We start from the raw sequence: 24,974 nt of genomic DNA, 5'->3' as shown, positions 1-24,974 counted from the left end.
TCGGAGATTACTAACTTGACACTTCTAACCAGGTTAGAAACTACAGGGTTAGACTATCACATACTATTAGGCCCACCGTAAACACCCATGTCATTTCGAGTGCCGTCTTTGTCGTTGTATGCAATAGCAGGGTCGCCTGCGTTGATACACGGCGAGCCTGGTTGTAAATGGTAATCATCATTAGATGGATCTCCGTCTGTATCTGAAGCAACAAATAGAGATGATGCTGAAATAGACCCTGTTCCAGGAACAGAGCCAGAATAGTCATTGCTATTACCATACAGGTTGTTGTACATTAACACCGCGGTAAAGTTACCTGCGCAACCTATTCCAATTCCATTGTTTTCTGTTACCACATTGTTAGCGGCAGTAACTGCACCGCCATAAATGTATATACCGGCCCCGCCTTGCAGGGATTCGGTATTCCTGTGTATTATATTGTTAGAGACCAAGATGATGGACGAGAGACAGGACACGCCGCCTCCTGATAGCCAATCAGCACAATTGCCTACTATTGTGTTATTCTGCACCTCTCCTTCCGAATATTTCAGATATACGCCTGCATAGCGATCAGAACTATTGTTGTAAACGCGATTATTACGGATTAAAATCTTGGTTCTTGCATAACCGCTTACTTCATAGCCAGTCACAGAAATACCGGCCCCTGTGCCCCATGCAACATTATTGATTATATCATTGTTGGTTATCTCTGCGGCACGCTCATTTGCATTGATGTCATTGTTTGTAAAATCATTGTAAATATATATACCTCCGCCATAATTATTGCTGTTATTGGTGATCAGGTTGTTAGTTATCAACATTTTTACGCTCCTGTAACAAGATATCCCATATCCGCTTTCAGCTCTCGTGCCAGTTATAATGCTATTCATAATTGTCGTGTAATCTGAGTCAAAATTGTATACCCCTCCCCCTCCAAATGTATGGTCGTAGGAATTATGAGTTGGTTTAATCACAAGGCTATCAATCGCTATATTAATAGAGCCTTCTATATCTATCACATGATTTGATTCGTATTCGACAACGCTATTTACAGTGGTATTAAATTGATCGTCGCGATCTCCGATAACACCTTTTAAGGTTATATTAGATTTTGAAATAATTTTAACACCCTCGACATATCTTCCAGGTGCTATTTCAATAACGCAACCTCGATTGTTATTGTCAATCGCCTTCTGAATTGTATTGAATGGATGAATAACTGATCCGTCCTGCTCTGGATCACTAAGGTTAGATGCATCAACATACATAGTTGTAGGATCGAGCAAGTTCCCGGTAAAAACCTTGGCCGTTGCCGCTTGGATCTTCCCATTCTTCATAAAATTATTCCATATAAGACCTGAACGGTAATTTTCGATCATCAGGACTTCCGGCCCTACGTCTATACCTAAATACGCGTTACTAAATTCCCTATTGTGGTTGAAAGAGTCTTTCGGGCCGTATTCACCCCAAAGATGGTGATAGTAAGTCTGGTAATAATACCTTAACGTCTTGAACGCCGAATTCATATCAGGAGTTTCATCAGGAGATATTCTCATAAGCGGCATGGAGCTTATAGCGCCGTATGGTGCTATAGTGCCGTTATGATAAGGAGTAGCGGAGTTGCTTTCACATGGGGCGGCACCCAAAAAATCACTGTATTGACCGGATGGATATTCACAGATTGTGATGCCCCAGCTATTTTCGTCATAGGAATCGTAGTTGATAGCATTGTCTATGCAGAACTGCCTATTGGCATAGGCAGCATTAACGGAATTCATCCACCAGTTAACAGGTACATTTGTTGAGCCGGCATAAGAGGGGTTATCCGTGCCTAACTTTTCAAAATCGAAGAAGCAATGGGCAAATACATATGTAAACAAAGAGCCGAAATAAGAATTCACAACGCTATATCCACCATACTCCCCAACCGCCCTTGGCCAACTATACATAGTCATGAGCATATCTGAATTGTTAAGATTGGCACTTATAGCTAAGAGCGAAACAAGTATGGCCTCATCTGTGGGCCTGTCCCAGGTAGCAGGCATTATACCGCTATCCGGAAACCATCCATGCGAAAATTGGCGCTTAGCTGTGTTTAAAAAATACGCCCAATTCATACTATTATAGATCTGATCGGCTTTTGTCTTTACTTCGCCGCCAAAATATTCACCCGCAGCGATAGCGCCTGATAAAAAAAGCGCCATGTCAATAGTGGAGACTTCACATGTGCCCTGGCGGGTACCATCCGCTTTTATGAAATGGTATAGAAATCCTGCTACACCATAACCATTCCCTGATAAAGCTTGATATGACTGATAACGTACACAATTGTCCAATATTTGGTTTACACGCGCTCTCGCCTGCTCCGGAGTTATGACCCAGTTGGGTGAAGTCTGGTACCGCTCTGCCATAACGCATAGAGATGCAAGCCCAAAACCGGTGGCCGCGATACTCGAAAAGTCCTTATAATCGGTATCTTTTACAAATCCGTTAGATAAAATCTCGTTATAAAAATACATTGCGGCTTTTGCCTCTGTCTGGTCCAGAAGCTCTTCATCCGTTATAAGCGGAAATGTAGGCAGGACATTTATAGATAGGGCTTGAGTGTCTGTCGCCTGGTTTAAATCCGTGACTTTGATAACAAAGTTAAAGGATGCTGCCTGTACGGGAGTTCCCGATATAGTCCCTGCGCTGCTAAGACTTAAACCATTCGGTAGGTTGCCGCTTTCTATGGACCATGCATATGGCGGCGTTCCATCCGTAGCATTCAAACTAGCTAAATAATCCTCCCCAGCTATAGCATCACCTAAGCCGGTTGTCGCTATTCGCGGCAATGGCAGCGCAGCGATTATCGTCGTGCCTTTCTTGACCCAGCCGTTATAAGCACCAGCAATATCCTTTACATAAAGATAGACATTCTTCACGCCTTTGAAAGTAGGCTTAAATGTTACGGACCAATTTATTGTTAAGATATTATCGCTTCCGGATACCGTTGTGGAAGCACAGTTAAGTTTCACATAGGAGCTTTCTATTATGTTTGAAGATTGAGGAGCATATCCACCCAGCCATGCGGTATTTCCATCGTTTCTGATGTAGAGCTTATTGCTCGCGAGATCGTAATACACATAAAGGCATCTTGTTCCGCTTGTGGAAGTATTGATGAGGAAACGAACAAGCTGTATATTTTGCCATCCGTCGGGATCGGAATAAGTAGCGGTAAAGTTAATGGCCTGGTCGGAATATGATGTTCCAGAAGAAGGGGTAACAGCTCCTACAGAAGGAGCTTTGTTGGCAATCGTCCAGGTCCCTTTCTTGACCCAGCCGTTATAAGCACCAGCAATATCCTTTACATAAAGATAGCTATTCTTCACGCCTTTGAAAGCAGGCTTAAATGTTACGGACCAATTTACTGTTAAAGCATTACCGCTTCCGGATACCGTTGTGGATGCACAGTTAAGTTTCGCGTACGAATTCTCTATTGTATTTGAAGATTGGGGATCGTATCCACCCAGCCATGCGGTATTTGCGTTGTTCTTCAGATATAATTTATTAGTAGCGACATCGTAATAAGCATAAAAACAATCTGCGCCGTTTACTGAAGCATTAATGAGCAGCCGGACTTCCCGCATATTTTGCCAGCCGTCGGGATCTGAATAAGTGGCGGTAAAATTTACCGCTATTCCATGAGGTGAGGTGCCGGATGAAGGAGTAATTGTTCCGATAGAAGGTCTCAAGTTCGCGGCGAAAGCCTCTCCTGCGTAGAAAGCAGAAAATGCTGCTAAAACAAATGCGATGAGAAAAAAGGTAATTCTCCCCATAGACAACCCCTCCCTCTTTCTGATAATGGACTATATCACATATTTTCATATTAGTCAATAATTATTTGACTTTTTATCAACACAAATAAGGCAATCCTATAACCACACAGTTAGTACTGTTTCAACTTCTCCAACTCCTCTACCCTGTCCTTCGCGCCGTCTATATAGCCACTTAATTTTGGCGTCGCATATTTTATGAAATTTTTATACGAGTCAACCGCATCTTTTGTGCGCCCTATCTTTTCACACACAAGAGCCTTATTAAAGTGCGCGTTCGCGGACTCCGGATTGTATATTATCACCCTGTCAAAATCCTGTATCGCCTGATCATACATTCCCTTTTTGACATATATTATGCCGCGGTTTATGTATCCTGACATATGTTCCGGATTAAGCTCTATAAATTTATTATAATCGGATAGCGCCCTGTCATGGTCGCCCCTATTGTCATAAACCAATCCGCGGTTAAAGTAACCTTCGGCGTTCTTGGGGTCTATAGATATAGATTTGTTAAAATCCTCGATAGCCTTCTCATGCTGTGTTCTATTAGAGTAGACTATACCTCTATTCAAGTAGGCCTCCACATATTTAGGATTTATCTCTATGGCCTTACCATAGTACTTCAGAGATTCCTCGTACTGTATCTTCCCGTCCGAAATAAGCGCCATATTAAAGTACGCCGCCGCGGACTTCGGATTTATTTCCAGGGCTTTTTTAAAATCTATCATCGCTTCTTCAGTCATGCCTTTTTTGGCATAAGCAATACCGCGATTTATATAAGAATCCATATCATTCTTTGCGGTGGCTATGCTCTTCGTGTAGTCCGATATCGCATTATCAAAATCTTCCTGATTAAAATACACATTCGCGCGGTTAAAGAATATCTCGCCGCAATCCGGCCGTAAATCTATAGCCTTGCTGTAATCATATATTGCCTGTTTGTAGTCTCTCATCCTTGCGTATACAACGCCGCGGTTAAAATAACTTTCGGCGTATTGGCCATCCAGTTCTATCGCCTTATTATAATCGAGGATCGCGGCGTCATTTTGTCCCTGATTAAAATAAAGGTTGCCCCTGTTGAGATAGGCTTCCGCGTATTGGCCATCCAGCTCCAGCGCCTTGTTTATGTCGGACATCGATTTTTCAAATTCATCTATATTGGCATAAGCTATCCCCCGCCTTAAATAAGCTTCTGTGTTCTTCGGTTCAAGCTCCAGCGCCTTTTCATAATCTGTTATAGCGTCGGTAAATTTTCCTATCTTTGCGCCGGCAAGCCCCCTGTTAAGGTAGGCATCCGCGCACCGCGGGTTAAGCTTGACGGCTTTATTAAAATCTGCCAACGCCTCTTTGAACATGCCTTTTTCATTATAAACCTTGCCGCGGTCCACATATAAAAACGAGTCATCATCGTTGGCGTCAATAGCCTTGTTGTAATCGAAGAGCGCCTGGTCATGCTGGCCCAGCTTCGAATAAGTAAGCGCCCTGTTGGCCAGGGCTTCGTTGAATACGGCGTTTATATCCAGCGCTTTTGTATAATCCGATACGGCTTTTTCATATTCGCCTTTCTTATAATAGATATTTCCCCTATTAATTAACGCGTCGGCATAACGCGGTTTTATTTCAATGGCCCTGTTGTAATCTGCCAACGCCTGGTCATAAGCTCCCTCGCTCTCATAGGTATTGCCGCTGTTAAAATAAATAGCCGCTTCTTTAGAAACATCCGCGGCGTAAGAAATGTTCGCAAGCAGCGTGATCGCGGTAAAAAATGATACCGATAATATCCGGCTTATATCGATCTTTTTCATTTGCCCTCACTCTTTATCGGAGAACTTTTAATAAAATCGTCTTTTTCGTCATCTATCATATCCGGGTCCAACAGCCACTTTATAGAGTAGCCGCCTATAGATCTGTAAGATTGTTTCGTGCAGTCTATCTGTGAATTTATTACAAGTTCTTTTTCCTTGCCGTTTTCACCCATAACCTTTGTCATATTCCAGAGATTTATCTTTATCTCCTTGACCATGAACCCATTCTTATCCAATAATTCGATATTGAATCCCGGCTTAACTATACTGTATATATAGTCCTGCTTCTTCTTCGCGAATATTCTTTCCATGGATTTATAAGGATATGCGGAAAATTTATAGCTCAACCTGTTCTCCCTCCATACCGTCTCCAGCCGCGCCTTAAGGTCCTTCGCCGGGAAACGCGACTCCTTCCAGTTAATCGGTTTTTCAAGCGGCACGGCTTCATCCTGCTGAATTATTTCAGATTTTTTTGACTCCGCCAGCCGCACCACTTTTCTATCTTCCATAATCATCGATAATTCTCCCGTTTTTTTATTGAAACGGTACAATGAACCGTCGGAACCGGTTACTATCTGATATTGGTTTGAGTCGCAGCCGAAAAGCACAAATGATAGAATCAGGCCCATAAATACATTAAATAACTTCTTCATTTTAAGAACTTCTCCGGCTATTCTCTCTTAAACATCTTGTTATACTGAATACGGTTAAGAATATGCATATGTACGCGAATAGGTCTCCATATACGGTATACAGAGTCCTTGTCCTGGAAAGAATTATTTCATGCGCCTTAAATCCGCTGACAAACAGATCCTTGCCATCACCCATAACTCTCGCGGTAACGCGCCCCTTTTGGTCGATGAAACACGATAATCCCGTATTCGCTGACCTCAAGACATTGATCCTGTTTTCCACCGCCCTGAATACGGACGCCTGCGCATGCTGATAGGCGGCGCTTGACCTTCCGAACCATGCGTCATTAGTTATATTTACAAGAAAATCTATATTCTTTCCGGCAAACCGCCTCGCGATATCGGGGAATATATCTTCGAAACATATAAGGCATGAAAAACTGACCTTTTTCGACAGCTTCCAGCTGTAGCCCTCATCCTTTATACTGCGCTCAAGCAAAAATTTAAATACCGTAAAGTCCTTGCCGGCGGCGCAGTCTCCTATTGGCCGGGGCGCAAACCTGTGGACGAACGATAAAAGATTTTTTAACGGCACATACTCGCCGAATGGCACCAGATGAGTCTTGTCGTAGTGGCCGTCCACAGATCCGTCTTTCAAAAATAGAAAGGCGCTATTATAGTAAGAATCATCTTGTGACTTGTCGTCATACCTGGGAGCGCCGACAAGGATCGGCGCGGCTATATCCATCGATAGATTGTAGACAATATCAAAAAGTTCTTTTTCATTTTGGATGAACCCCGGCACGGATGTTTCGGGCCATATCACAAGATCTATCTTTTCTGACGAAGCGGCTTCTTTAGTGAGGTCCCGGTATCTGGACATGATCATATCGGTAAAACGACGATCCCACTTTTCATCCTGCGGGATATTCCCCTGCACAACAGCGACTTTCAACCTCTCTCCGGTAAATATATTATTGAGCCTGAATATTCCATATCCGGAGATTATCAACAGCAAAGAAGCGGTAATGACAAGAGGAATGTGTCTCTTCTGCGCGCTCCTGATATTTTTAACAAAAATATATAACGCTGCATTAAACATCAGTATTAAAAAACCTACTCCGTACGCGCCTGTTATATCCGCGATCTGTATTATCGGAAGATTGTAGCTCTGGGAATAACCTAAAAGGTTCCATCCAAAACCGGTCAGCGCATTGGTGCGCATCCATTCAAGAGCGACCCATGATGCAGGTATCAGAATTAACCGCTTATTATCATCACCCTGCCAAACGCAACTTAAAATCAAACCAAAAAGTCCAAAATACAAGGCAAGATACGCGACCACAACAAGCATTCCCGGCAATGTTACGTGAATCAACCAGTATATAGTCCCGAGGAAAAATAAAAATCCGGCGAGATATGAAATAAAAAATGATTTTAAAGGTTTTTGATCTTCTAAGGCAAATAATAAAGGAATGAACGATACCCAGGCAAATATCCAAATATTAAAAGGAGGAAATGATAATATTAATAAACCCGCCGATAAAATAATCAGATTTATTTTCCGCAGCATTTTTTATATTTTTTCCCGCTTCCGCACGAACAGGGATCGTTCCTGCCGACCTTCGGTTCTTCTCTATGATAAGTGGCCACTTTCTCCTCGGGAAGCTGCCCCTCGTAAGAAGCGGCTTCCTGCGCCTGGGGCGCCGCAACGCCTTCGAACTGGCTCTTTTCCTGATGAACAAGTTTTTGCCGTGAAAAATCGAATACTTGAGACTCTTTTTCTTCTTTAACGGCCTTAACTTTAAACAGATATTCAAGGGTCTCTTCCTTGATCCTGTCTATCATATCCATGAACATATCATAACCTTCATGCTGATACTCTATCAGAGGATCGCGCTGTCCATAAGCGCGCAACCCTATTCCTTCTCTTAGGCTATCCATGGCATAAAGATGATCTTTCCAGCGCGTATCTATTACCTGCAACAGTATCATGCGTTCCAGATACCGCGCCATCTGCTCACCTAGCGCCTTCTCTTTTTCTCCGTAAACATTTTTCATGCGTTCAATTACAGCATCTTTAATTTCCGGCACCCTCATCTCCTCGAGCGCGAGGTCGGCTGTCTTCACGGAAAATCTTAAATCAAGATATTGCCTGAATCCGTCAAAATCCCATTCATCAACCCTCATCTTTTCGTTAAGATATGTATCTATCGCGTAATCCACCACCTCTTCCATCAGTTCATAAATATAATCTCTTATATTTTCTCCGTGCAGGACCTTGCGCCTTTCATCATATATGACTTCCCTTTGCCTGTTCATCACGTTGTCGTATTCCAATAGATGCTTTCTTATCTCAAAATTGTGCTGTTCGACTCTTTTCTGCGCCGTCTCGATCGCCTTTGTAATAAAACCGTGCTGTATCTCCTGCCCTTCCTCCATGCCAAGCCGTTCCATTACCATCTTTATCCTGTCGGAGCCGAATATTCTCATCAGATCATCTTCCAGTGATAAATAAAATCTGCTGGAACCCGGATCCCCCTGCCTTCCCGATCTGCCGCGCAGCTGATTGTCTATGCGCCGCGCCTCATGGCGTTCGGTGCCCAGCACATGCAAGCCGCCCAGAGAGGCAACTTCCTGGCCCAAAACTATATCTGTTCCGCGGCCCGCCATATTTGTCGCTATAGTCACCGCGTATCTTTGGCCGGCCTTGGATATTATCTCCGCTTCCATCTCATGATATTTCGCGTTAAGTACGTGATGTGGTATGCCGATCCTCTTCAAAAGATTGCTTAAGTGCTCACTCTTCTCTATAGAAATCGTTCCTACCAAAACCGGACGGCCCTCTTTATGAAGATCCGCTATCTCTTTGCATACCGCGTTAAATTTTTCCCTCTCGGTCTTATATATAACATCGGCATGGTTCGTTCTCGACAATGCTCTATTGGTGGGAATAACAACTACATCAAGGCTGTATATTTTGCTAAATTCCACCGCTTCCGTCTCAGCAGTTCCGGTCATACCGGCGAGTTTTTTGTACATCCTGAAATAATTCTGGAATGTTATTGTCGCAAGCGTCTGATTTTCTCTCTCTATCTTAACATTCTCTTTAGCTTCGACCGCCTGATGCAGTCCGTCAGACCAGCGCCTGCCGGGCATCAGCCGTCCCGTAAACTCGTCCACTATCATAACTTCGCCGTCTTTGACAACATAATCGACGTCTTTTTTATAGAGCGCGTGCGCTCTTATAGCCTGCCTTATATGGTGTTCCCATTCTGACTGTATATCATCGTAAAGATTTTTTACGCCGAGAAACTCCTGGCACTTTAAAATACCCTCCTCCGTCAGATTAACGGTATGATTTTTTTCATTAACGACATAGTCGATGCCTTTTTCTATGTCTACGCCTTTATATTTAGCTTCTATCTCTTCTTTGTCGGTGATTATCTTGCCTTTAAGCCGCGGCACTATCTTATTTATCGTATAATATTTATCGGTAGACTCTTCCGCTGGGCCGGATATTATAAGAGGCGTCCTCGATTCATCTATCAGGATAGAGTCGACTTCGTCAACGATAGCGTAATTATGGCCCCTCTGCGCCATATCCTCTTTATGGACCACCATATTGTCGCGCAGATAATCAAACCCATATTCGTTATTGGTGCCGTATGTAATATCGCTGTCATAAGCTTTCTTGCGTTCGGCCTGATCCATATCGTGATATATACAGCCCACCGAAAGACCTAAAAATTCATATACTGGCCCCATCCAGTTTCTATCTCTTTTGGCAAGATAGTCGTTTACCGTTATCACATGTACGCCTTCGCCTGTCAAAGCGTTTAAATATACGGGTAATGTCGCAACGAGCGTCTTGCCCTCTCCCGTAGCCATTTCGGCTATCCTACCCTGGTGGAGCACTATACCGCCCATCAACTGAACATCGAAGTGGCGCATCTTAAGGGTACGCTTTGCAGCTTCCCTTACAACCGCGAACGCTTCGGGCAGGACTTCGGCGAATATCTCATTCTTAATATCGCGTAGCCGTCGTTTTATCTTCTCTTTTTCTTCGGGCGAGGTCGAGCTCTTAAAAAGTTCCGCCACCTCATCCATTCTATCCTGATAATCTTTCCGGCGCGCTCGTATCCGCAACTTAAACTCATCCGTCTTTGCGCGAAGCTCGGCATCCGACAATTTCGATATCGCGGGTTCAAGAGCATTTATGGCGTCTACCGTGGGCTGCAATAACTTAACTATCCTCTCATTCTGCGTGCCCACTATTCTCTTCAGTATAAAATTAAGCATCTTTCTCTGCCCCCTGGCCCTTCGCCCCTTTTAAATACGCTTCGATAAATCCGTCTAATTTCCCATTAAGCACCGCATCCGCGTTGCCCATTTCAAAATCCGTCCTGTGGTCCTTGACCATCTTGTACGGATGAAGCACATAAGAGCGGATCTGACTTCCCCACTCGATATCCTTCTTGGCATCATAAGCATTTTCCGTATCTTTGGCCTTCTTCTCCAACTCTCTTTCGTACAATTTGGCTTTAATTAGCTTCATAGCCATATCTTTATTCTTGAACTGCGAGCGCTCATTCTGACATTGAGTTATTATGCCGGTGGGAAGATGCGTTATTCTTACCGCCGAGTCGGTCTTGTTAACATGCTGGCCGCCCTTTCCGCCTGCGCGATATGTATCTATCTTAAGATCAGCGGTATTTATCTCTATCTTTATTTCGTCGGAAACTTCGGGTATCACATCTACGGACGCAAATGATGTATGTCGTCTTTTGTTGGAATCGAACGGAGATATCCTTACCAGCCTGTGAACGCCGGATTCGCACTTTAGATAACCATACGCGTAATCACCCTTGATAAGCAAAGTGGCGTTCTTTATTCCCGCTTCCTCACCCGCCATCTGGTCTATCCATGTAACCTGATATCCTTTAGACTCGGCCCACATCGTATACATTCTTAACAGCATACCGGCCCAATCACAGGCTTCCGTGCCGCCTGCCCCGGCGTTGACACTAAGAATAGCGTTATTAGAGTCCGCCTCCCCGCCCAGAAGCGCTTTGAACTCCAATTCGTCTATGCGGCGGATTATTTTAGAAAGTTCTTCTTTGAAATGCGTTAAGGATTCCGCGTCTTCCGCTCCGGCAATTTCTACTATATCACGTATATCTTTTATGCCTGTTTCTGTCTTTAAGAAGGGATCTACCGCGGACTTTAAAGATTTTAGCTGCTTTACAACTTCCCGTGAACGTTCTTTATTGGCCCAAAAATTCTCTGCCAATGTCTCTTTTTCCAGCGACGTTATCTTTTCTATCTTTGAATCTATGTCAAAGATAACCTCTGAGGGTCTTTAGCTTCCCCTCCGTCTTTTTCAGTTCTTCTTTTATCTGGTCTAACATTTGCCAGCATCCTCCGTTAGTCCGATGATTATATCAATATTATGATATAAGGTCAATCAATTCGCCCTTTAAAAGTTTCTCTTTCTTAACCTGGCCCTTGGCAAATCCTCCTATTGAGCCATCTGACCTTACAACGCGATGGCATGGAACGATGCCTATATAAGGATTCTTATTAAGCGCGTTGCCTACCGCCCTACAGGCTTTAGGGTAGCCTATTTTCGCGGCAACCCATTTGTATGAGCGCACCCGGCCCTTGGGTATCTTTGACACGACTCCATAGACCTTCTTCTCAAATTCTGTCAACTTCTTCCCTTTGCCGCTGTGTCTCATTTGAATATACGCTTAGACATAAGCTTCTTGTGGTAGGATATCGCGAAACGGTGCGCTTCATCGCGAATGCGCTCCAGTAGGTGCAACGATTTTGACTCTTTAGGCAATACTATAGGATCCTTCCTATCCTTAACATAAATACGCTCAAACTCTTTAGCTATACCTATTGTAGGAATATTATCCAAAGACAATTTCTTTAGCTCATCCATAGCTACGCCCAAATGGCCTCTTCCGCCGTCTATAACTATAAGATCGGGCAATGCTTTCTCTTCTTTCAGGCTTCGCGCGTATCTGCGGCGCACCACCTCCCTCATCATGCTGTAATCATCCATGCCGGATACCGTTTTAATTTTGAATTTCCTATATTCGTTTTTATTGGGCTTACCCTTATAAAAGTGGACCATCGAGGCGCATGCCTGGTCACCCATTATATTAGAAATATCGAACGCCTCTATCCTTTCCAGCTTATCCTTTATGCCCAATATTCTCCGCAATTCTTCCAATTCGTCCATAGGGGTATAACTAACGCTGCCTTCCTTTATAACGCTAAGCGCTTCCAGCCTATTCCTGTATTCAAGCGCCTCTTCAAAATTTTCGCTTTTGGACAATTCTTTCATTTTATTGGACAAAAATTTAAGAAGCTCGGCGCGCCTGCCCTCAAGAAACAATTTTAACTGCGCGACAAGGTCGTTATAGCGCTGTGTGTCTATCCTGCCAGAACATGGGGCAACACACTGTTGTATATGAAATTGTAAACATTCTTTTTTTGGCCTGCCTGGCCGGCTGGCAGGCATCTTACTACATGTCCTTAGGGGGAAGAGCTTTTGCAGTATCTTAAGCGCTTCTTTCAAAAGTTTAGCGCTCGTATATGGGCCATAGTATATGGAGCCGTCCCCCTTCTTTTCTCTAGTCATGATGAGCCGCGGAAATTTTTCACTTACAGTAAGCTTGAGAAGAGGATAGCTTTTGTCGTCGCGGAGCGCGACATTATATTTTGGGGATAGTTGCTTTATAAGGCCGTTTTCATAAATCAGGGCTTCGGCACTCGTTGATACCGGGATGAATTCTATATTCGCGATTTTGGAAACAAGCGATTCGATGCGCTGGGGATGGGCGCGTGATCTCTGGAAATAGCTGGAGACTCTTTTTCTTAAGTCATTGGCCTTGCCTACATATAAAACGTCTCCCGATACGCCCTTCATTATATACACGCCGGGAGATTGAGGTAAGCTTGCTACTATCTCTTTAATACCCATGCAAAAGCCCTGTTCATTTCTTTTACCCTGAATATGTAAGCGGCTGCCATAAAAGTAATTATGCCCGCGATTATTGCCAAAACCAGCCCTGCGATGCCTGCGAGGCGGGCTGACAGAATTTTCAACACAATACCCATGACGATGCTCGATAATAAAATACGCATAAAGGAATTCACCACTTCTTTGGTATGCAGATGTCCGAGCTTCTTTTCCAGCAATACATATAAGGCAACAAAATTAAATGTCGCGGAAATTGAGGTTGCCAAGGCTATCCCGCCCAATTTTAGCGGCCACATAAGGGCTATTATAAGTATGATATTTATTACTACGGCCATAAAAGCCGTCTTCACCGGGGTTGACGTGTCATGCATAGAATAAAAACATGTAACCAGAAGTTTTACGCCGCTATAAGAAAAAATTCCGAATGAATAAAAGAATAAAGCGCTTTGCGTTATATAAGTGGAGTATTCGTTAAATTCACCCCTTTGAAAAAGCAGCTTTATTATCGGCATTCCCAAAAGCGCCAGGCCGACACTTGCCGGTATCATAATAAAAAATGTCGTCCTCAAAGAAAATGAGAGCGTGTCCTTCATGCGAGGTATGTCATTCGTCGCGAATTCCTGGCTTAATTTCGGCAGGGCTGCCTGAGCCAGCGCCAGGCCGAATATGGCAAGAGGGAATTGTATTAACCTATTGGCATAGTATAGCGCTGCAACGCCTCCCGATCCTACTATCCAGGCAAGTGACGCCGCCATAGTATCAACGAATATATTTACCTGATAAATGGCCGAACCAAAAGCGCGGGGCATTAAAAGTAACCCTATCTTCTTTACCGCGGGATGTTTAAATCCTTCCTTAAAGTTTATCGTTATGCCTTTTTTATACATCGTAACTACGTTTAATCCCAACTGCAAAGCACCGCCGATGAGTACACCTGCAACAAGCCCCGCAACCCCAAACCGGGGGCACAGCCATAACGCGGCTGCTATAAGGGCAATATTTAATAGACACGGCCCAAAAGCGGAACTCGCGAAATTCTTAAGAGTATTTAACACACCCATAGTATAGGCCGTCAGGCCTATTAATATAAGATAGGGGAATATCACTCTATTAAGATGCGTAGTAAGGTTCAATATGTCCGGCTCGCGCGCAAACCCGGGAGCTATAAGACGCACTATAAGAGGTGAAAATATCATTCCCAGCAGGGTAATAAGCGAAAGCGCCGCAAATGATATATTGAATAGTATCTTTGATACGCGCAGAAACTCTTTAGCATCGCTCTTCGTTTTGTATTCGGTCAATACCGGCACTATCGCGGAATTCATGGCCCCTTCACCTACTATATCGCGCAGGCTATTGGGGATCCTGAACGCTATGAAGAAGGCCTGGGCAACCATGCTGGTGCCAAAAAGGTTGGCAATTACTATATCGCGGACAAAACCCAAGACCCTGCTTATCGCGGTAGCTATACCTATTACGCCGGTGGATTTAATAAGGTGTTTTTTACTCATTATAAAACCCTTGACTACATATGTTTGGTCGTGCTATAATTCTCCCCCTAAAAGGGAAGGATGATAAAAGATGCCAATAAAAAGAGCTTCATTTAAAGATTTAAGAAAATCGAAGAAAAGACATGTCAGAAACGTATCTTTAAGTTCGGAACTAAATTCGCTAACAAAGAAATTCGACAGCCTGGTAGCGGCAAAAAAAACCGACGAGGCAAAGACATTTTTGAAAACTCTTGCTTCAAAGATAGATAAGGCGGCTTCAAAAGGAATCATTCATAGGAATGCTGCTTCACGCAGGATCTCCCGCCTCACAAAAAAGATCGCTTCAGTTCCCAAGGCATAATCTTATAATAGCAAATTCCAGTATTAATGAAGGGCTGTACCTTGCCCTTTTTATGCCGAGGTCCGCATCCAGCAAAATTCGCAGCTTCGATCCTAAATCCTTATGAGAATATAGCGCGCTTTGCGTTAACAGGGCGTGGGCGCTCTTTTTCGGCATTCTCAAACTCTGGATTATCTCATTTTCTGTGCGCCCTGAAGAGGCTTGTGCTTTTATCTTCAACAAAGTCTTAAAATGCCACGCCATAAGCCCTATAACCTCATGTGGCTTCTTCCCATATGACGCCAATTCATATACTATGCTTATAGCTTTTGAGGTATCCATCTCGGCGGCGGCATGCGCAATATCAAATGCCGATGCAATAACGCTCTTTCCTACAAGACCCTCCACATCGGATACCGTTATAGACTTGCGGTGGCCGATATAAGTTATAAGTTTTTCCAGTTCCTGCGATAAATTAAGCATATTGCCGCCCTGCAGTTCCCTTAATATCTCTATAGCGCGTTCATCTATGCTCTTACCCTTGGATGAAACAAATTTCGAGATCCAGGAAGGAGTTTCCATCTCTGTAAGATCGGAAAATTTCAGCACCTTTACATAGCGCCCAAGCGACGGGTCATCCTTTAGCATAGCACCATCTTTTAGATCAATTACAAGACAGGTATATTGATTTGGCTTTTTGATATAATTAACCAGGCGGAGAATATCTTCTTTGGGTAGCTTTTCGAAGTCCTTTACTACAACGAGCCTTTTTGATGAGAAAAACGGTATGGTTGAAACCGAGGAAAGTATTTCATCCGCGGATGTGTCTGTGCCGTGCAGTACCTTATAATCCAACTCCGCGGCGGAAGAGTCAAGAAGCGATGAGCGCAGGTCGTTTATTGATTTTTCTTTAAGATATTTTTCAGCTCCGACAAGCAGAATTACCGCGGGACTTGTGTTTACCCCGCCTTTTCTTGAGGGAGATTCGGGATTAGAAAAAGCGGCGGGGCTTACCATTCTTCAATCGTTCTCTCCACAACACGCCTGGCCAAATCAGCCTCGGCTTCTAATACAGCGGTTCTTTCGCTTTTCGCAAGTGGTCCGGTAGTAGTATAAAGCGATTCACCCGCGAAGCCGCTCTCTTTCCATCTAACCTTGCCGTCTTTATTAATCATTTCTATATTCACAACCACCCTAATCCTGTATTCCTGCACATTATCATTCCTGTCATATCGCAATGCCTCGTTCCTGAAATCCACAAGCTCGCCCTTAAGTGTCAAATCGGCATCTTCGGAGTCTATCACTTTCAGGTTACCATCAGACAGATATTTATCGCGTATCACTCTGGATGTTTCTATCTCCATGCCCGGCCTGTAACTAAGGTACATCCTGTCATCATTGGATTCCGCCGTTAAATTTATCTTGTTCACAAGGTTATCCACATAGATAGTCTTAAGATTGGGAGGAAGGAGCGATTTTGTCGTATAACCGCATCCGGAAATAAAAAAAAGCGTGACCAATAATATCACAGCAAATTTTTGCAAACGCATCTTTCCCATTTTCGACCCCTTTTATACTTTATTAAAGTTTTTGAGCTTCCGGTCTCTTGACCCCCATCGGCTCGTCATTAGTGCCAAAATACAGAGGTATCCATTCCTTCTTCTGGACTTCTTTAACGGATTCTTTCTCGGTGTCAAAGTTGAATGGCTTCCAGGCTTTTTTCTTTGGTGTTTCCTTGGATTGGGCAACCGCCTCTTCAGTTTTGGCTGCGGCTTCTTTCTTTTTATCAAAATTAAACGGCTTCCAATCTTTCTTTGGGGTCTCTTTGGTCTGGACAGCCACATCTTTTTTCTTGGAGTCAAAACTGAACGGCTTCCAGGCTTTTTTCTTTGGAGCCTCCCGAACAGGAACAACCACCTCTTCGGTTTTTGGAGTCTCGACCACTTGCGCAACAGGCTCTGCCTTGGGAGTTTCTACTAATGCTTGCGGCGCTTCCTCAGCTTTTGGAGCTTCTACCGGCGGTTGCGACACAGCCTCCGGCGCGGGTTCAACCACAGATGGTTGCGACTGCGGCACTGGAGCCGGTGTCTCTGCAATAATTTTTACAGGCTCGGCTTTAGGAACTTCGACTGGCTTAGGAGTTTCCACTGGCGATGGCGCAGGATCTTGCTTCTTTGCGCCCAGAAAACTCAATGGCCTCCAGGGGGCCTTCTTCTGCGCCTCCTGGCTTACCGGCCTCGGTTTTTTTTTGAATTCAAGAGGAGCCGCAACCTTCTTGGGTTTAGGATTTTTCAGCGCTTCTACCTTGGCTTTTGCCTTATCGACAAAAGAACTGTCTGGATATGTGTCTATAACATCCTGGTAATATATTATCGCGGCGGCGGGTTTGCCTTGGGACTCATAAAATTGAGCCGTCTCAAACGATTTTTCGGCTACATTATCTTTAAGCCGTTTCATGGTTTTATCGGCTTTTTGGGCAAGCTCGGAGTCTTTATTCTTATTCACAAATTTCTCAAAAGTCTTTATTGCGCTGTCGGTAGCGCTGGCATCATAAGCTGGCCTTAGCGACGCTTTGTAAGCGCAATGCGACTCCTCATACATCGCCTTTGTGGCATGCTCTGAATTTGGATAATCCTCGACCAATTTATGATATGCCTGCACGGCCTCGTCATACCTCTCGCTCTTTTTTAGCGCTTCTCCCAGCTTAAATTGCGCGTCGTGAGCGTATTTCCCGTATGGCGCGTTCTCTACCACCTTTTTAAATATCTCCACCGCCCTGTCAAGGGGGGCCATGATATCATTGCCCATGACTTTCGGGCTGGGTTTCTCCAGATATATAAGGCCTATCGCGTATTGCCGGGCAAGCACTTCATCGATATTGGATAGATGTGGAAAATTGTCTATGGCCTTCTGGTAACTTTCGAATGCTGTGTAATACTTCTGCATATTCTCATTGCAAAGGCCCACATAGTACTGGGATTTTGAGGCATAATCGGAAAATTCATACTGCTTGGCTAATTTATCAAATTCGAATGACGCGCGCTGATAGTCCTTGGCGTCATAGAAACTCATGGCCCAGTCGAACTGTTCTTTAGGAGTGTCTTTTACCGCGTTCTTAGGATTTGTAAATTTCTTTGTCTCAGGAGTCCATATCCATGGGGCATAGGCATCCGAGGCAAACGCAAAAATACATATCAGGGACAACGATATTATATAGAGACTATTCTTTTTCATATGGTAGGATTCGAATTATACCACGTAGTATAATGAAGGTCAAAGAATAATTTGGAGTATAGTTTTAGAAGATTTGAAAGTCGTTTTATTACTTTAGGTGGTAGCGCTGGAGAGGCGGCTAACATAATCCGTTATCGCAGCCTTGTCCTCTTTTGATATTTCCAGGAATTGATTTCCGAGCTCATACTGATTGCCCGAAGAAGCCTTCCTGATCCATGCCACTTTTGATATGGCTTTTATCGGCCTCTGCACCGTCGGAATGGTAATCTCTACCACAAGACGGCAGGCGAGTGAAATAAACTCTGTGGTTTTAAAACGAATACCTCCTTCGCTGATATCTTTAGTCAGCGAACCCATTGGAGACGTGGTCGTTCTTAGGTTTTTATACCTTACCGGCAAATTCGAATCTATTCTCTGAGTGCGACGCCTTTCTACAATACTACCTGGCTGCATCTCCATAACTTACCTTCACCTTCTTGGTTTTACTTAAGAATAATTGCGTTGTTCCGTACATTTACTATTTATCGTTGCGACAAATATACCACATGATCCTCTGTTTGTCAAGGTAAAATATAAAAAAGTTAGTTTTCCGGGCGAAATGGCTTAACTTTGAAGTTCAGGCCATCGGTAATTATTTCTATCGCGCCATTATCTTTCGTATCGTATATTTGTGATTTGGAATACATAAGAGGGTTTTTCATATGAAAATCCGCGCCTGAACTTACTATAGAAATTTCCGGAGATACCAGATCGAGGAATGCTTTTGTTGTAACTGCCTTCCCTGTCGATCCGCCGTGATGAGGAATTTTCAATATATTCGATTTTAAAAGGCCTCCGTATTTAAACATATTCCGCATAGCCTCGCTGGAAGCGTCGCCGCAAAATAGCGCTGAAAAATTTTTATACTCAAGCTTGATAACTACGGAATTATTATTGGCGTCGGGCATCGTGCTTCCTTCGGGAGGATTTATCACAAAAAGCTTCACATCCCCAAAACCCGTAATCTCTTCCGGCCCAGCCACAACGAGACGGCGCAAATTCCTCTGCAAAATAATTTTTCTATAACTATCATAAAGGCGCTGCCTCGAGTCGGGCGGTATGCCATTATCCATCACGCAACCTATATCAAAATTTTTCAGTATGTACAATGCGCCGCCGGTGTGGTCAGAATGAAAATGTGTGCATATTACAGCGTCAAGCCTGTCGATCCCTTTGTTCCACAATATAGGCGCCACGATAGACCTCCCCATATCCGACAAGCCTTCTATGCCGCCGGAGCCCGCGTCTATAAGCATAGTGGTTTTGTTGGGGAACTCCAGCAATATACTATCGCCCATGCCAACATCGATATATGTTATTTTGAGCTCCTCGCCTTGTGCCGCGAAAACATTTCCCCAAACCGCAAAATTCAGAACCAATAATGCCAATATCAACACCTCTATCTTCCTCTTCAGAAAAAAGAATGAAAATATAAAAGCATAATACAGCAATAAAAAAGGAAATGACGCGAATGGTATTCTTATGTGAGACAAGGGTATCTGCGCGAATATATGGTTTATATAAAAAGTTATCTGCGTCAGTAAAGAGAGCGCGTGGCCCGCGTATACGGATAAAAGGTTCAACCCGAGAAAATTCAAAGCGAGAAATACAAACGACACTATAGTTATGACAAATAGAGCCGGAACTATAACAAGGTTCGCCACTATCGCTACCGGCGAAACGATATTAAAGTATCTGCTTACTATCGGCGAAACGGCGATAATCGCGGCTATGGATATTGCCGCGCCCTTGGTAAAGTAATTTGGCCTGGGGCCAAAAAGGCCTTCCATCTTTGGCGAAAAAAGCACTATTCCTAATATAGACACGAATGACAGCTGAAAACTCGGGTCAAAGAGTTCATTCGGGTTTGCAAGCAGAATTATAAATGCGGCTATCGATAACGAATTAAGGATGTCCGACTCCCTGTCGATAAGGTATCCTAAAGAGACTATAAAGAACATTATAGTCGCCCTGACGACAGGCGGACTTACCCCCGCCACAAAACAATAGAAGATCATAAGCGCCGAGGTAAGGATAAGATTGAATTTTTTTCTTATACCGAGCGCCTTAAAAATAAATATGAACATTCCCGCTATAAGCGCTATATTCAGTCCGCTTATCGCTATTACGTGCACGGTCCCGGTCTTTATAAAATCATCCATTACCATGGTATCGAGTTCGCTGCGCACGCCCGTCAATATCGCCTTAATGAAGGCGCTGTAGCGGCCATCTACATATTTATCTATATAATCATTTATCCCGTGCCTCAAAGAATACGCTTCAAGCCTTACGCGCGAGAGCTGTGCGTTTTTAATAAGGCTTATGGATCCAGGCCCGTTGGCCGTCAGCAGCGCATACACATTTCTTATCTTAAGATAGTTTGAATAATCGAATAATCCCGGATTCTTTAAGCCTTCGGGCCTGCGCAGCTTTCCATACACGGTTATCCGGTCGCCAAAATTTACATTATTTAGCTTTTCATCTGCGTATATATCAACCTTGATAAGCCCGGTAACCACAAAGGCCTTATCGTCTTCTACTAAAAGTTCTGTTTTTAAGGTAAGGCTTGTCTTCTCTTTACCATAAAATGCTTTTTTGCTCACCGGGTCATCGGCTACGATACCTTTGACCAGCGCTTTTTTGCTTTCACCCGAAGTGAAATTATAGATATGGTCATTCGGCAGGATATTATAATTTTGATAATATACCGCCGCAAAAAGTATTAAGGCGATATACAAAAATATGTGGGAGAGGATATTGTTTTTAAAGAAAACCGCGGCAAGTATTATAAGAAAGATGCTCGCCGCCGCAAAATAGATTATAGGGATACTGAAAAAATACGCGTAGGCTATGCCGATACAAAAAGATATTGCGCAATATAGGATGGGCCGCTTCATTCGACGGTTATGTAATCTTTTATCTTGTCAAACAGGCTGTCTTTTATTCCTTTTACCTTCTTTATCTCTTCTATGGATATGAAATTCCCGGCCAGGGATCTGTATTCTACTATATTATCCGCCAGCGATTTGCCTACTCCGGGCAGGCTCATCAATGCAGATTGGCCCGCGTCATTGATATTGATCTTTTTGATATCCGTGAGCTCTCCGGCATAATCAAAAGCCTTTATCTTCACATCTACAACGGAATTGGCTTTGCGATAAAATATGACTGACAAGCCCAGTAGGAGGGTTGCTGTCAAAAACAGGATTATAAATCTTTCTCTGATTGAGAGATTAAACATTTATTGCAGGACTACATTTACCAGTTTTTTCGGAACTACGATAAAATTTTTTAGCGTTTTATTGGCCGATAATTCTTTTATCTTAGGGTCGGTCAATACCTTTATTTTGAGATCTTCTTCTTTAATATTAAACGGCACGTCTATCTTTGACCTGACCTTGCCGTTCACCTGGACAACCATGGTCACGACATTCTCGACTATCGCGGCCTTGTCATATGCCGGCCACTTTGTCTTAAATATGCTATTCTCCTTACCGATAAGATGCCACAACTCTTCGGCTATGTGCGGCACAAAAGGCGAAAGTAGAATAATGATGGCCTCAATCGCCTCATTTAATATTTTTCCCTGCCCTTCTGATCCGGTTTTACCTATATAATCGTATGTCTCGTTGACCAACTCCATTATGGAGCTTATCGCTGTATTAAAATGGAACCCGCCGTCAAAGTCTTGGGTCACCTTCTTTATCGTCAGGTGCGTCTTTCTCCTAAGCGCCTCTTCCTCTTTTATGAAATTTTCGCTCTTTTTTTCCTTGCCCCTTGACCCCTGGGCTTTGACCCGCTCAACGAGTCTCCACACCCTGCCTAAAAATCTGTACGCGCCCTCTACGCCGCGATCGGACCATTCCGCGTCCTTTTCAGGCGGGCCTATAAACAGTGTATAAAGCCTGACGGTATCAGCTCCGTAAGAGGCGATCAGTTTATCTGGGCTTACGACGTTACCCTTGGACTTCGACATCTTCGCCCCGTCCTTTATTATCATACCCTGGGTAAAGAGATTCTTAAACGGCTCATCGAATCCTATCCATTTTATATCATGTAAAAATTTCGTTATGAACCTGGAATATAACAAGTGAAGTATCGCATGCTCTACACCGCCTATATACTGGTCCACAGGCAGCCATTTATTTACCAATCCTGTGTCAAAGGGCTTATCTTTTAGGTGCGGTGTTATGTAGCGCAGGAAATACCAGCTTGAATCGACAAATGTATCCATAGTGTCGGTCTCTCTGGTCGCGGGACCGCCGCATTTTGGACATTTGGTATTCACAAAATCTTTGCCGGACTTTAATGGCGATTCGCCTGTAGGTTTAAACTCAATATTTTTAGGCAAAAGGACCGGCAGGTCCTTTTCTGCCACTGACATTGTGCCGCATTTATCGCAATATATGATTGGTATGGGAGCGCCCCAGAAACGCTGACGCGAAATAAGCCAGTCTCTAAGCTTGTACTGGATGGAACGCTTGCCGAATTTATTCTCTTCAAAATAGTCCGCTATATTCTCTATCGCTATCTCCGATTTAATACCGTTAAACTGACCGGAATTTATCATTACGCCTTCGCCTATACGCGCCTCTTTCATCGTTCCGGCATCGAGCGGATTTTTAGGATCATCTATAACCACTTTTATGGGCAATTTATACATCTTCGCGAATTCAAAATCTCTCTGGTCGTGCGCGGGCACGGCCATTATCGCGCCTGAACCGTATTCCATGAGTATATAATTGGCCACCCATATCGGGATCTTCTCGTTATTTACCGGATTTATCACATACCGTCCGGTAAAAACGCCCTCTTTCTCCACCTCGGCATCGGCGCGGTCTATTTTGCTCTCATCCCGCATCTTTTGTATAAGCTTATAAGCGTCTTGCTCGCCCCCGGCGCCTTTGATCAATTTTTCGACAAGAGGATGTTCAGGCGCAAGCGCTATAAATGTGGCTCCGTATATCGTATCTACCCTTGTAGTAAAACACTTTAAGATTTCATTCAAGCCGTCTATCTTAAAATCTATCTTTACGCCCTCGCTTCTTCCTATCCAGTTCTTTTGCATCATCTTTACGCGCTCGGGCCAGTGCTCTAATTTATCGAGATCCTTAAGCAGCCTTTCGGCATACGCGGTAATTTTGAAAAACCACTGCTCAAGATCCTTCTGCAGTACCTGGGTGTCGCACCTTTCGCATCCGCCGTTCACTACCTGCTCATTAGCCAAAACCGTCTTACACGAAGGGCACCAGTTAACAAAAGCTTTCTTCTTATACGCAAGCCCTTTTTCGTAGAGTTTTGTAAATAGCCACTGCGTCCATTTATAATAATCGGGAAGGCATGATATGACGACCCTGTCCCAGTCGTATTCTACTCCCCATTGGTTGAGCTGCCTTCTCATTGTGCTTATATTATTTAATGTGGAGGTCTCCGGGTGGAGCCCGCCTTTTATGGCCGCGTTTTCAGCCGGCAGGCCAAACGCGTCGAATCCCATAGGGGTCAGCACATTCAATCCCTGCATCATCTTGTACCTGACCACAACATCGCCTATAATATAGTTTCTGCCGTGGCCAACATGAAGCGCCGCTGACGGATAAGGAAACATCATGAGGCAGTAATATTTATTCTTATAATCAGCGGTATCTACCTTAAACAATCCCTTGTCACGCCAAAACTTCTGCCACTTAGGCTCTATCTTATCGAAGGGATACGCCGTTTCGGGATTGGAGGCCTGTAATTCTGAATTTGTCATTGATTATCCCTTAATTAATCTTTTTGCAACCGCAATATTTCTTCTGTCGTCTCTATCGGACTCTTTCGGTGTTTCCATAATAAACGCCGCGTTCTTTAATCTTGGGTAATTGATTATTCTCTTCATTGCCTCTAAACCTATTTTGCCCTTACCTATATGCTGATGCCTGTCCACATGAGAACCTATGGGCGAAAGACTGTCATTAAAATGGACTACTTTTATATTATCTATGCCTACGAGCCTGTCAAAGTCTTCAAGCGTCTTCTCGAGACCGCCGGCAGTCTTTATATCGTATCCTGCCTCAAAAGTATGAGCAGTGTCAAGGCAAACACCTACTCTGTCTTTTCGTTTGACGCTACCTATTATGCGCTTTAAATGCTCGAATCTATATCCTATGCAGGAACCCGAACCCGCGGTATTTTCCAATAGTATCACAGCTTTGGGCTTGGCCTTATTTATTATATCGTTGAGAGCTTTCGAAAACCGCGCGATGCCTTCTTTTTCTCCTGTGCCGACATGGCTGCCGAGATGCGTCACAAAATATTCGGCTCCCAGGACATCCGCGCGCGCTATATCCTCGATATAGGCTATTATAGATTTTTTATACAGGTTATCTTCCGGCGAAGCCAGATTGATTATATATGGTATATGGACCGCAACCGGTGAAATATCATACTTGGCCTTAAGCCGCCTGAAATTTTCTATATCGGATGATTTGAATTCCGCCGCCTGCCAGCCTCTGGGGTTGCGGCTGAATATCTGCATCGCGTTACAGCCGAGCGCTCTTGTCCTATCCAGCGACTCCCATATACTTCCGGCTATTGAAACATGTATACCAATACGGCGCATTTTTTTAAGCTTATAGCT

At 43.8% G+C, this 24,974-nt stretch carries 18 protein-coding genes; 1 reads left to right on the top strand and 17 read right to left on the bottom strand.

Going from position 1 to position 24,974, the window contains the following annotated elements; translation table 11 throughout:
- Positions 1 to 56 precede the first annotated feature (56 nt).
- The 9 genes from Q8R38_01615 to murJ all read right to left on the bottom strand — a co-directional run bounded on the left by Q8R38_01615 (position 57) and on the right by murJ (position 14,763).
- On the bottom strand, positions 57 to 3,818 hold the full coding sequence (locus tag Q8R38_01615) for a glucoamylase family protein (protein MDP3790723.1): 3,762 nt from the start codon (positions 3,816 to 3,818) through the stop codon (positions 57 to 59).
- 110 nt (positions 3,819 to 3,928) lie between these two features.
- Entirely contained in the window at positions 3,929 to 5,623 is a 1,695-nt protein-coding gene (locus Q8R38_01610) for a tetratricopeptide repeat protein (GenBank protein ID MDP3790722.1), read from the bottom strand.
- The gene (locus Q8R38_01605; protein ID MDP3790721.1) at positions 5,620 to 6,276 is read right to left on the bottom strand and encodes a hypothetical protein; all 657 of its coding nucleotides are present in this window, start codon (positions 6,274 to 6,276) and stop codon (positions 5,620 to 5,622) included. The genes Q8R38_01610 and Q8R38_01605 overlap by 4 nt, the downstream gene beginning before the upstream one ends.
- Before the next feature lies 1 nt (position 6,277).
- Positions 6,278 to 7,828, bottom strand: a complete 1,551-nt coding sequence (gene lnt / locus Q8R38_01600; protein ID MDP3790720.1) for an apolipoprotein N-acyltransferase — start codon at positions 7,826 to 7,828, stop codon at positions 6,278 to 6,280.
- Complete coding sequence (gene secA, locus Q8R38_01595) at positions 7,813 to 10,557, bottom strand: preprotein translocase subunit SecA (protein ID MDP3790719.1); 2,745 nt, start codon at positions 10,555 to 10,557, stop codon at positions 7,813 to 7,815. The genes lnt and secA overlap by 16 nt, the downstream gene beginning before the upstream one ends.
- Positions 10,550 to 11,666, bottom strand: a protein-coding gene (prfB, locus tag Q8R38_01590) for a peptide chain release factor 2 (protein ID MDP3790718.1) whose coding sequence is annotated in 2 segments (ribosomal slippage) — positions 10,550 to 11,596 and positions 11,598 to 11,666 — 1,116 coding nt in all. Because the reading frame shifts where the segments join, the coding sequence is not laid out codon by codon here. The genes secA and prfB overlap by 8 nt, the downstream gene beginning before the upstream one ends.
- Before the next feature lie 39 nt (positions 11,667 to 11,705).
- Complete coding sequence (locus Q8R38_01585; GenBank protein ID MDP3790717.1) at positions 11,706 to 11,996, bottom strand: MGMT family protein; 291 nt, start codon at positions 11,994 to 11,996, stop codon at positions 11,706 to 11,708.
- Positions 11,993 to 13,252 (bottom strand): excinuclease ABC subunit UvrC, encoded by a 1,260-nt coding sequence (locus Q8R38_01580; protein MDP3790716.1) that lies wholly within the window; start codon positions 13,250 to 13,252, stop codon positions 11,993 to 11,995. Before Q8R38_01580 ends, Q8R38_01585 begins: the two co-directional genes overlap by 4 nt.
- A complete protein-coding gene (murJ, locus tag Q8R38_01575; protein MDP3790715.1) occupies positions 13,234 to 14,763 on the bottom strand; it encodes a murein biosynthesis integral membrane protein MurJ in 1,530 nt (509 codons plus the stop codon). The genes Q8R38_01580 and murJ overlap by 19 nt, the downstream gene beginning before the upstream one ends.
- 70 nt (positions 14,764 to 14,833) lie before the next feature.
- On the opposite strand from murJ, the gene rpsT reads away from it, so the two are divergent.
- A complete protein-coding gene (rpsT, locus tag Q8R38_01570; protein MDP3790714.1) occupies positions 14,834 to 15,103 on the top strand; it encodes a 30S ribosomal protein S20 in 270 nt (89 codons plus the stop codon).
- Here rpsT and holA read toward each other — a convergent pair.
- The 8 genes from holA to Q8R38_01530 all read right to left on the bottom strand — a co-directional run bounded on the left by holA (position 15,086) and on the right by Q8R38_01530 (position 24,956).
- Complete coding sequence (gene holA / locus Q8R38_01565) at positions 15,086 to 16,099, bottom strand: DNA polymerase III subunit delta (protein ID MDP3790713.1); 1,014 nt, start codon at positions 16,097 to 16,099, stop codon at positions 15,086 to 15,088. The two genes, rpsT and holA, sit on opposite strands and share 18 nt — an antisense overlap.
- Positions 16,093 to 16,641 (bottom strand): LPS assembly lipoprotein LptE, encoded by a 549-nt coding sequence (lptE, locus tag Q8R38_01560; GenBank protein MDP3790712.1) that lies wholly within the window; start codon positions 16,639 to 16,641, stop codon positions 16,093 to 16,095. Before lptE ends, holA begins: the two co-directional genes overlap by 7 nt.
- Positions 16,642 to 16,663: 22 nt before the next feature.
- Positions 16,664 to 18,316 (bottom strand): outer membrane protein assembly factor BamD, encoded by a 1,653-nt coding sequence (bamD, locus tag Q8R38_01555; protein ID MDP3790711.1) that lies wholly within the window; start codon positions 18,314 to 18,316, stop codon positions 16,664 to 16,666.
- Between the two features lie 93 nt (positions 18,317 to 18,409).
- Positions 18,410 to 18,775, bottom strand: coding sequence for a PilZ domain-containing protein (locus Q8R38_01550; GenBank protein ID MDP3790710.1), 366 nt, complete (start codon positions 18,773 to 18,775; stop codon positions 18,410 to 18,412).
- 122 nt (positions 18,776 to 18,897) lie between these two features.
- The gene (locus Q8R38_01545) at positions 18,898 to 21,252 is read right to left on the bottom strand and encodes a DNA internalization-related competence protein ComEC/Rec2 (GenBank protein ID MDP3790709.1); all 2,355 of its coding nucleotides are present in this window, start codon (positions 21,250 to 21,252) and stop codon (positions 18,898 to 18,900) included.
- On the bottom strand, positions 21,249 to 21,596 hold the full coding sequence (locus Q8R38_01540; GenBank protein ID MDP3790708.1) for a helix-hairpin-helix domain-containing protein: 348 nt from the start codon (positions 21,594 to 21,596) through the stop codon (positions 21,249 to 21,251). The genes Q8R38_01545 and Q8R38_01540 overlap by 4 nt, the downstream gene beginning before the upstream one ends.
- On the bottom strand, positions 21,597 to 24,107 hold the full coding sequence (gene leuS, locus Q8R38_01535; protein ID MDP3790707.1) for a leucine--tRNA ligase: 2,511 nt from the start codon (positions 24,105 to 24,107) through the stop codon (positions 21,597 to 21,599).
- Between the two features lie 3 nt (positions 24,108 to 24,110).
- Entirely contained in the window at positions 24,111 to 24,956 is an 846-nt protein-coding gene (locus Q8R38_01530) for a deoxyribonuclease IV (protein MDP3790706.1), read from the bottom strand.
- Positions 24,957 to 24,974 lie beyond the last annotated feature (18 nt).

It is taken from the genome of Candidatus Omnitrophota bacterium, from assembly GCA_030695905.1.
In the GTDB taxonomy this organism is placed as follows: Bacteria; Omnitrophota; Gorgyraeia; order 2-01-FULL-45-10; family 2-01-FULL-45-10; genus CAZHPY01.
The sequence above is the reverse complement of the archived record's forward strand: the minus strand, read 5'-3'. Positions and strand labels throughout refer to the sequence as shown.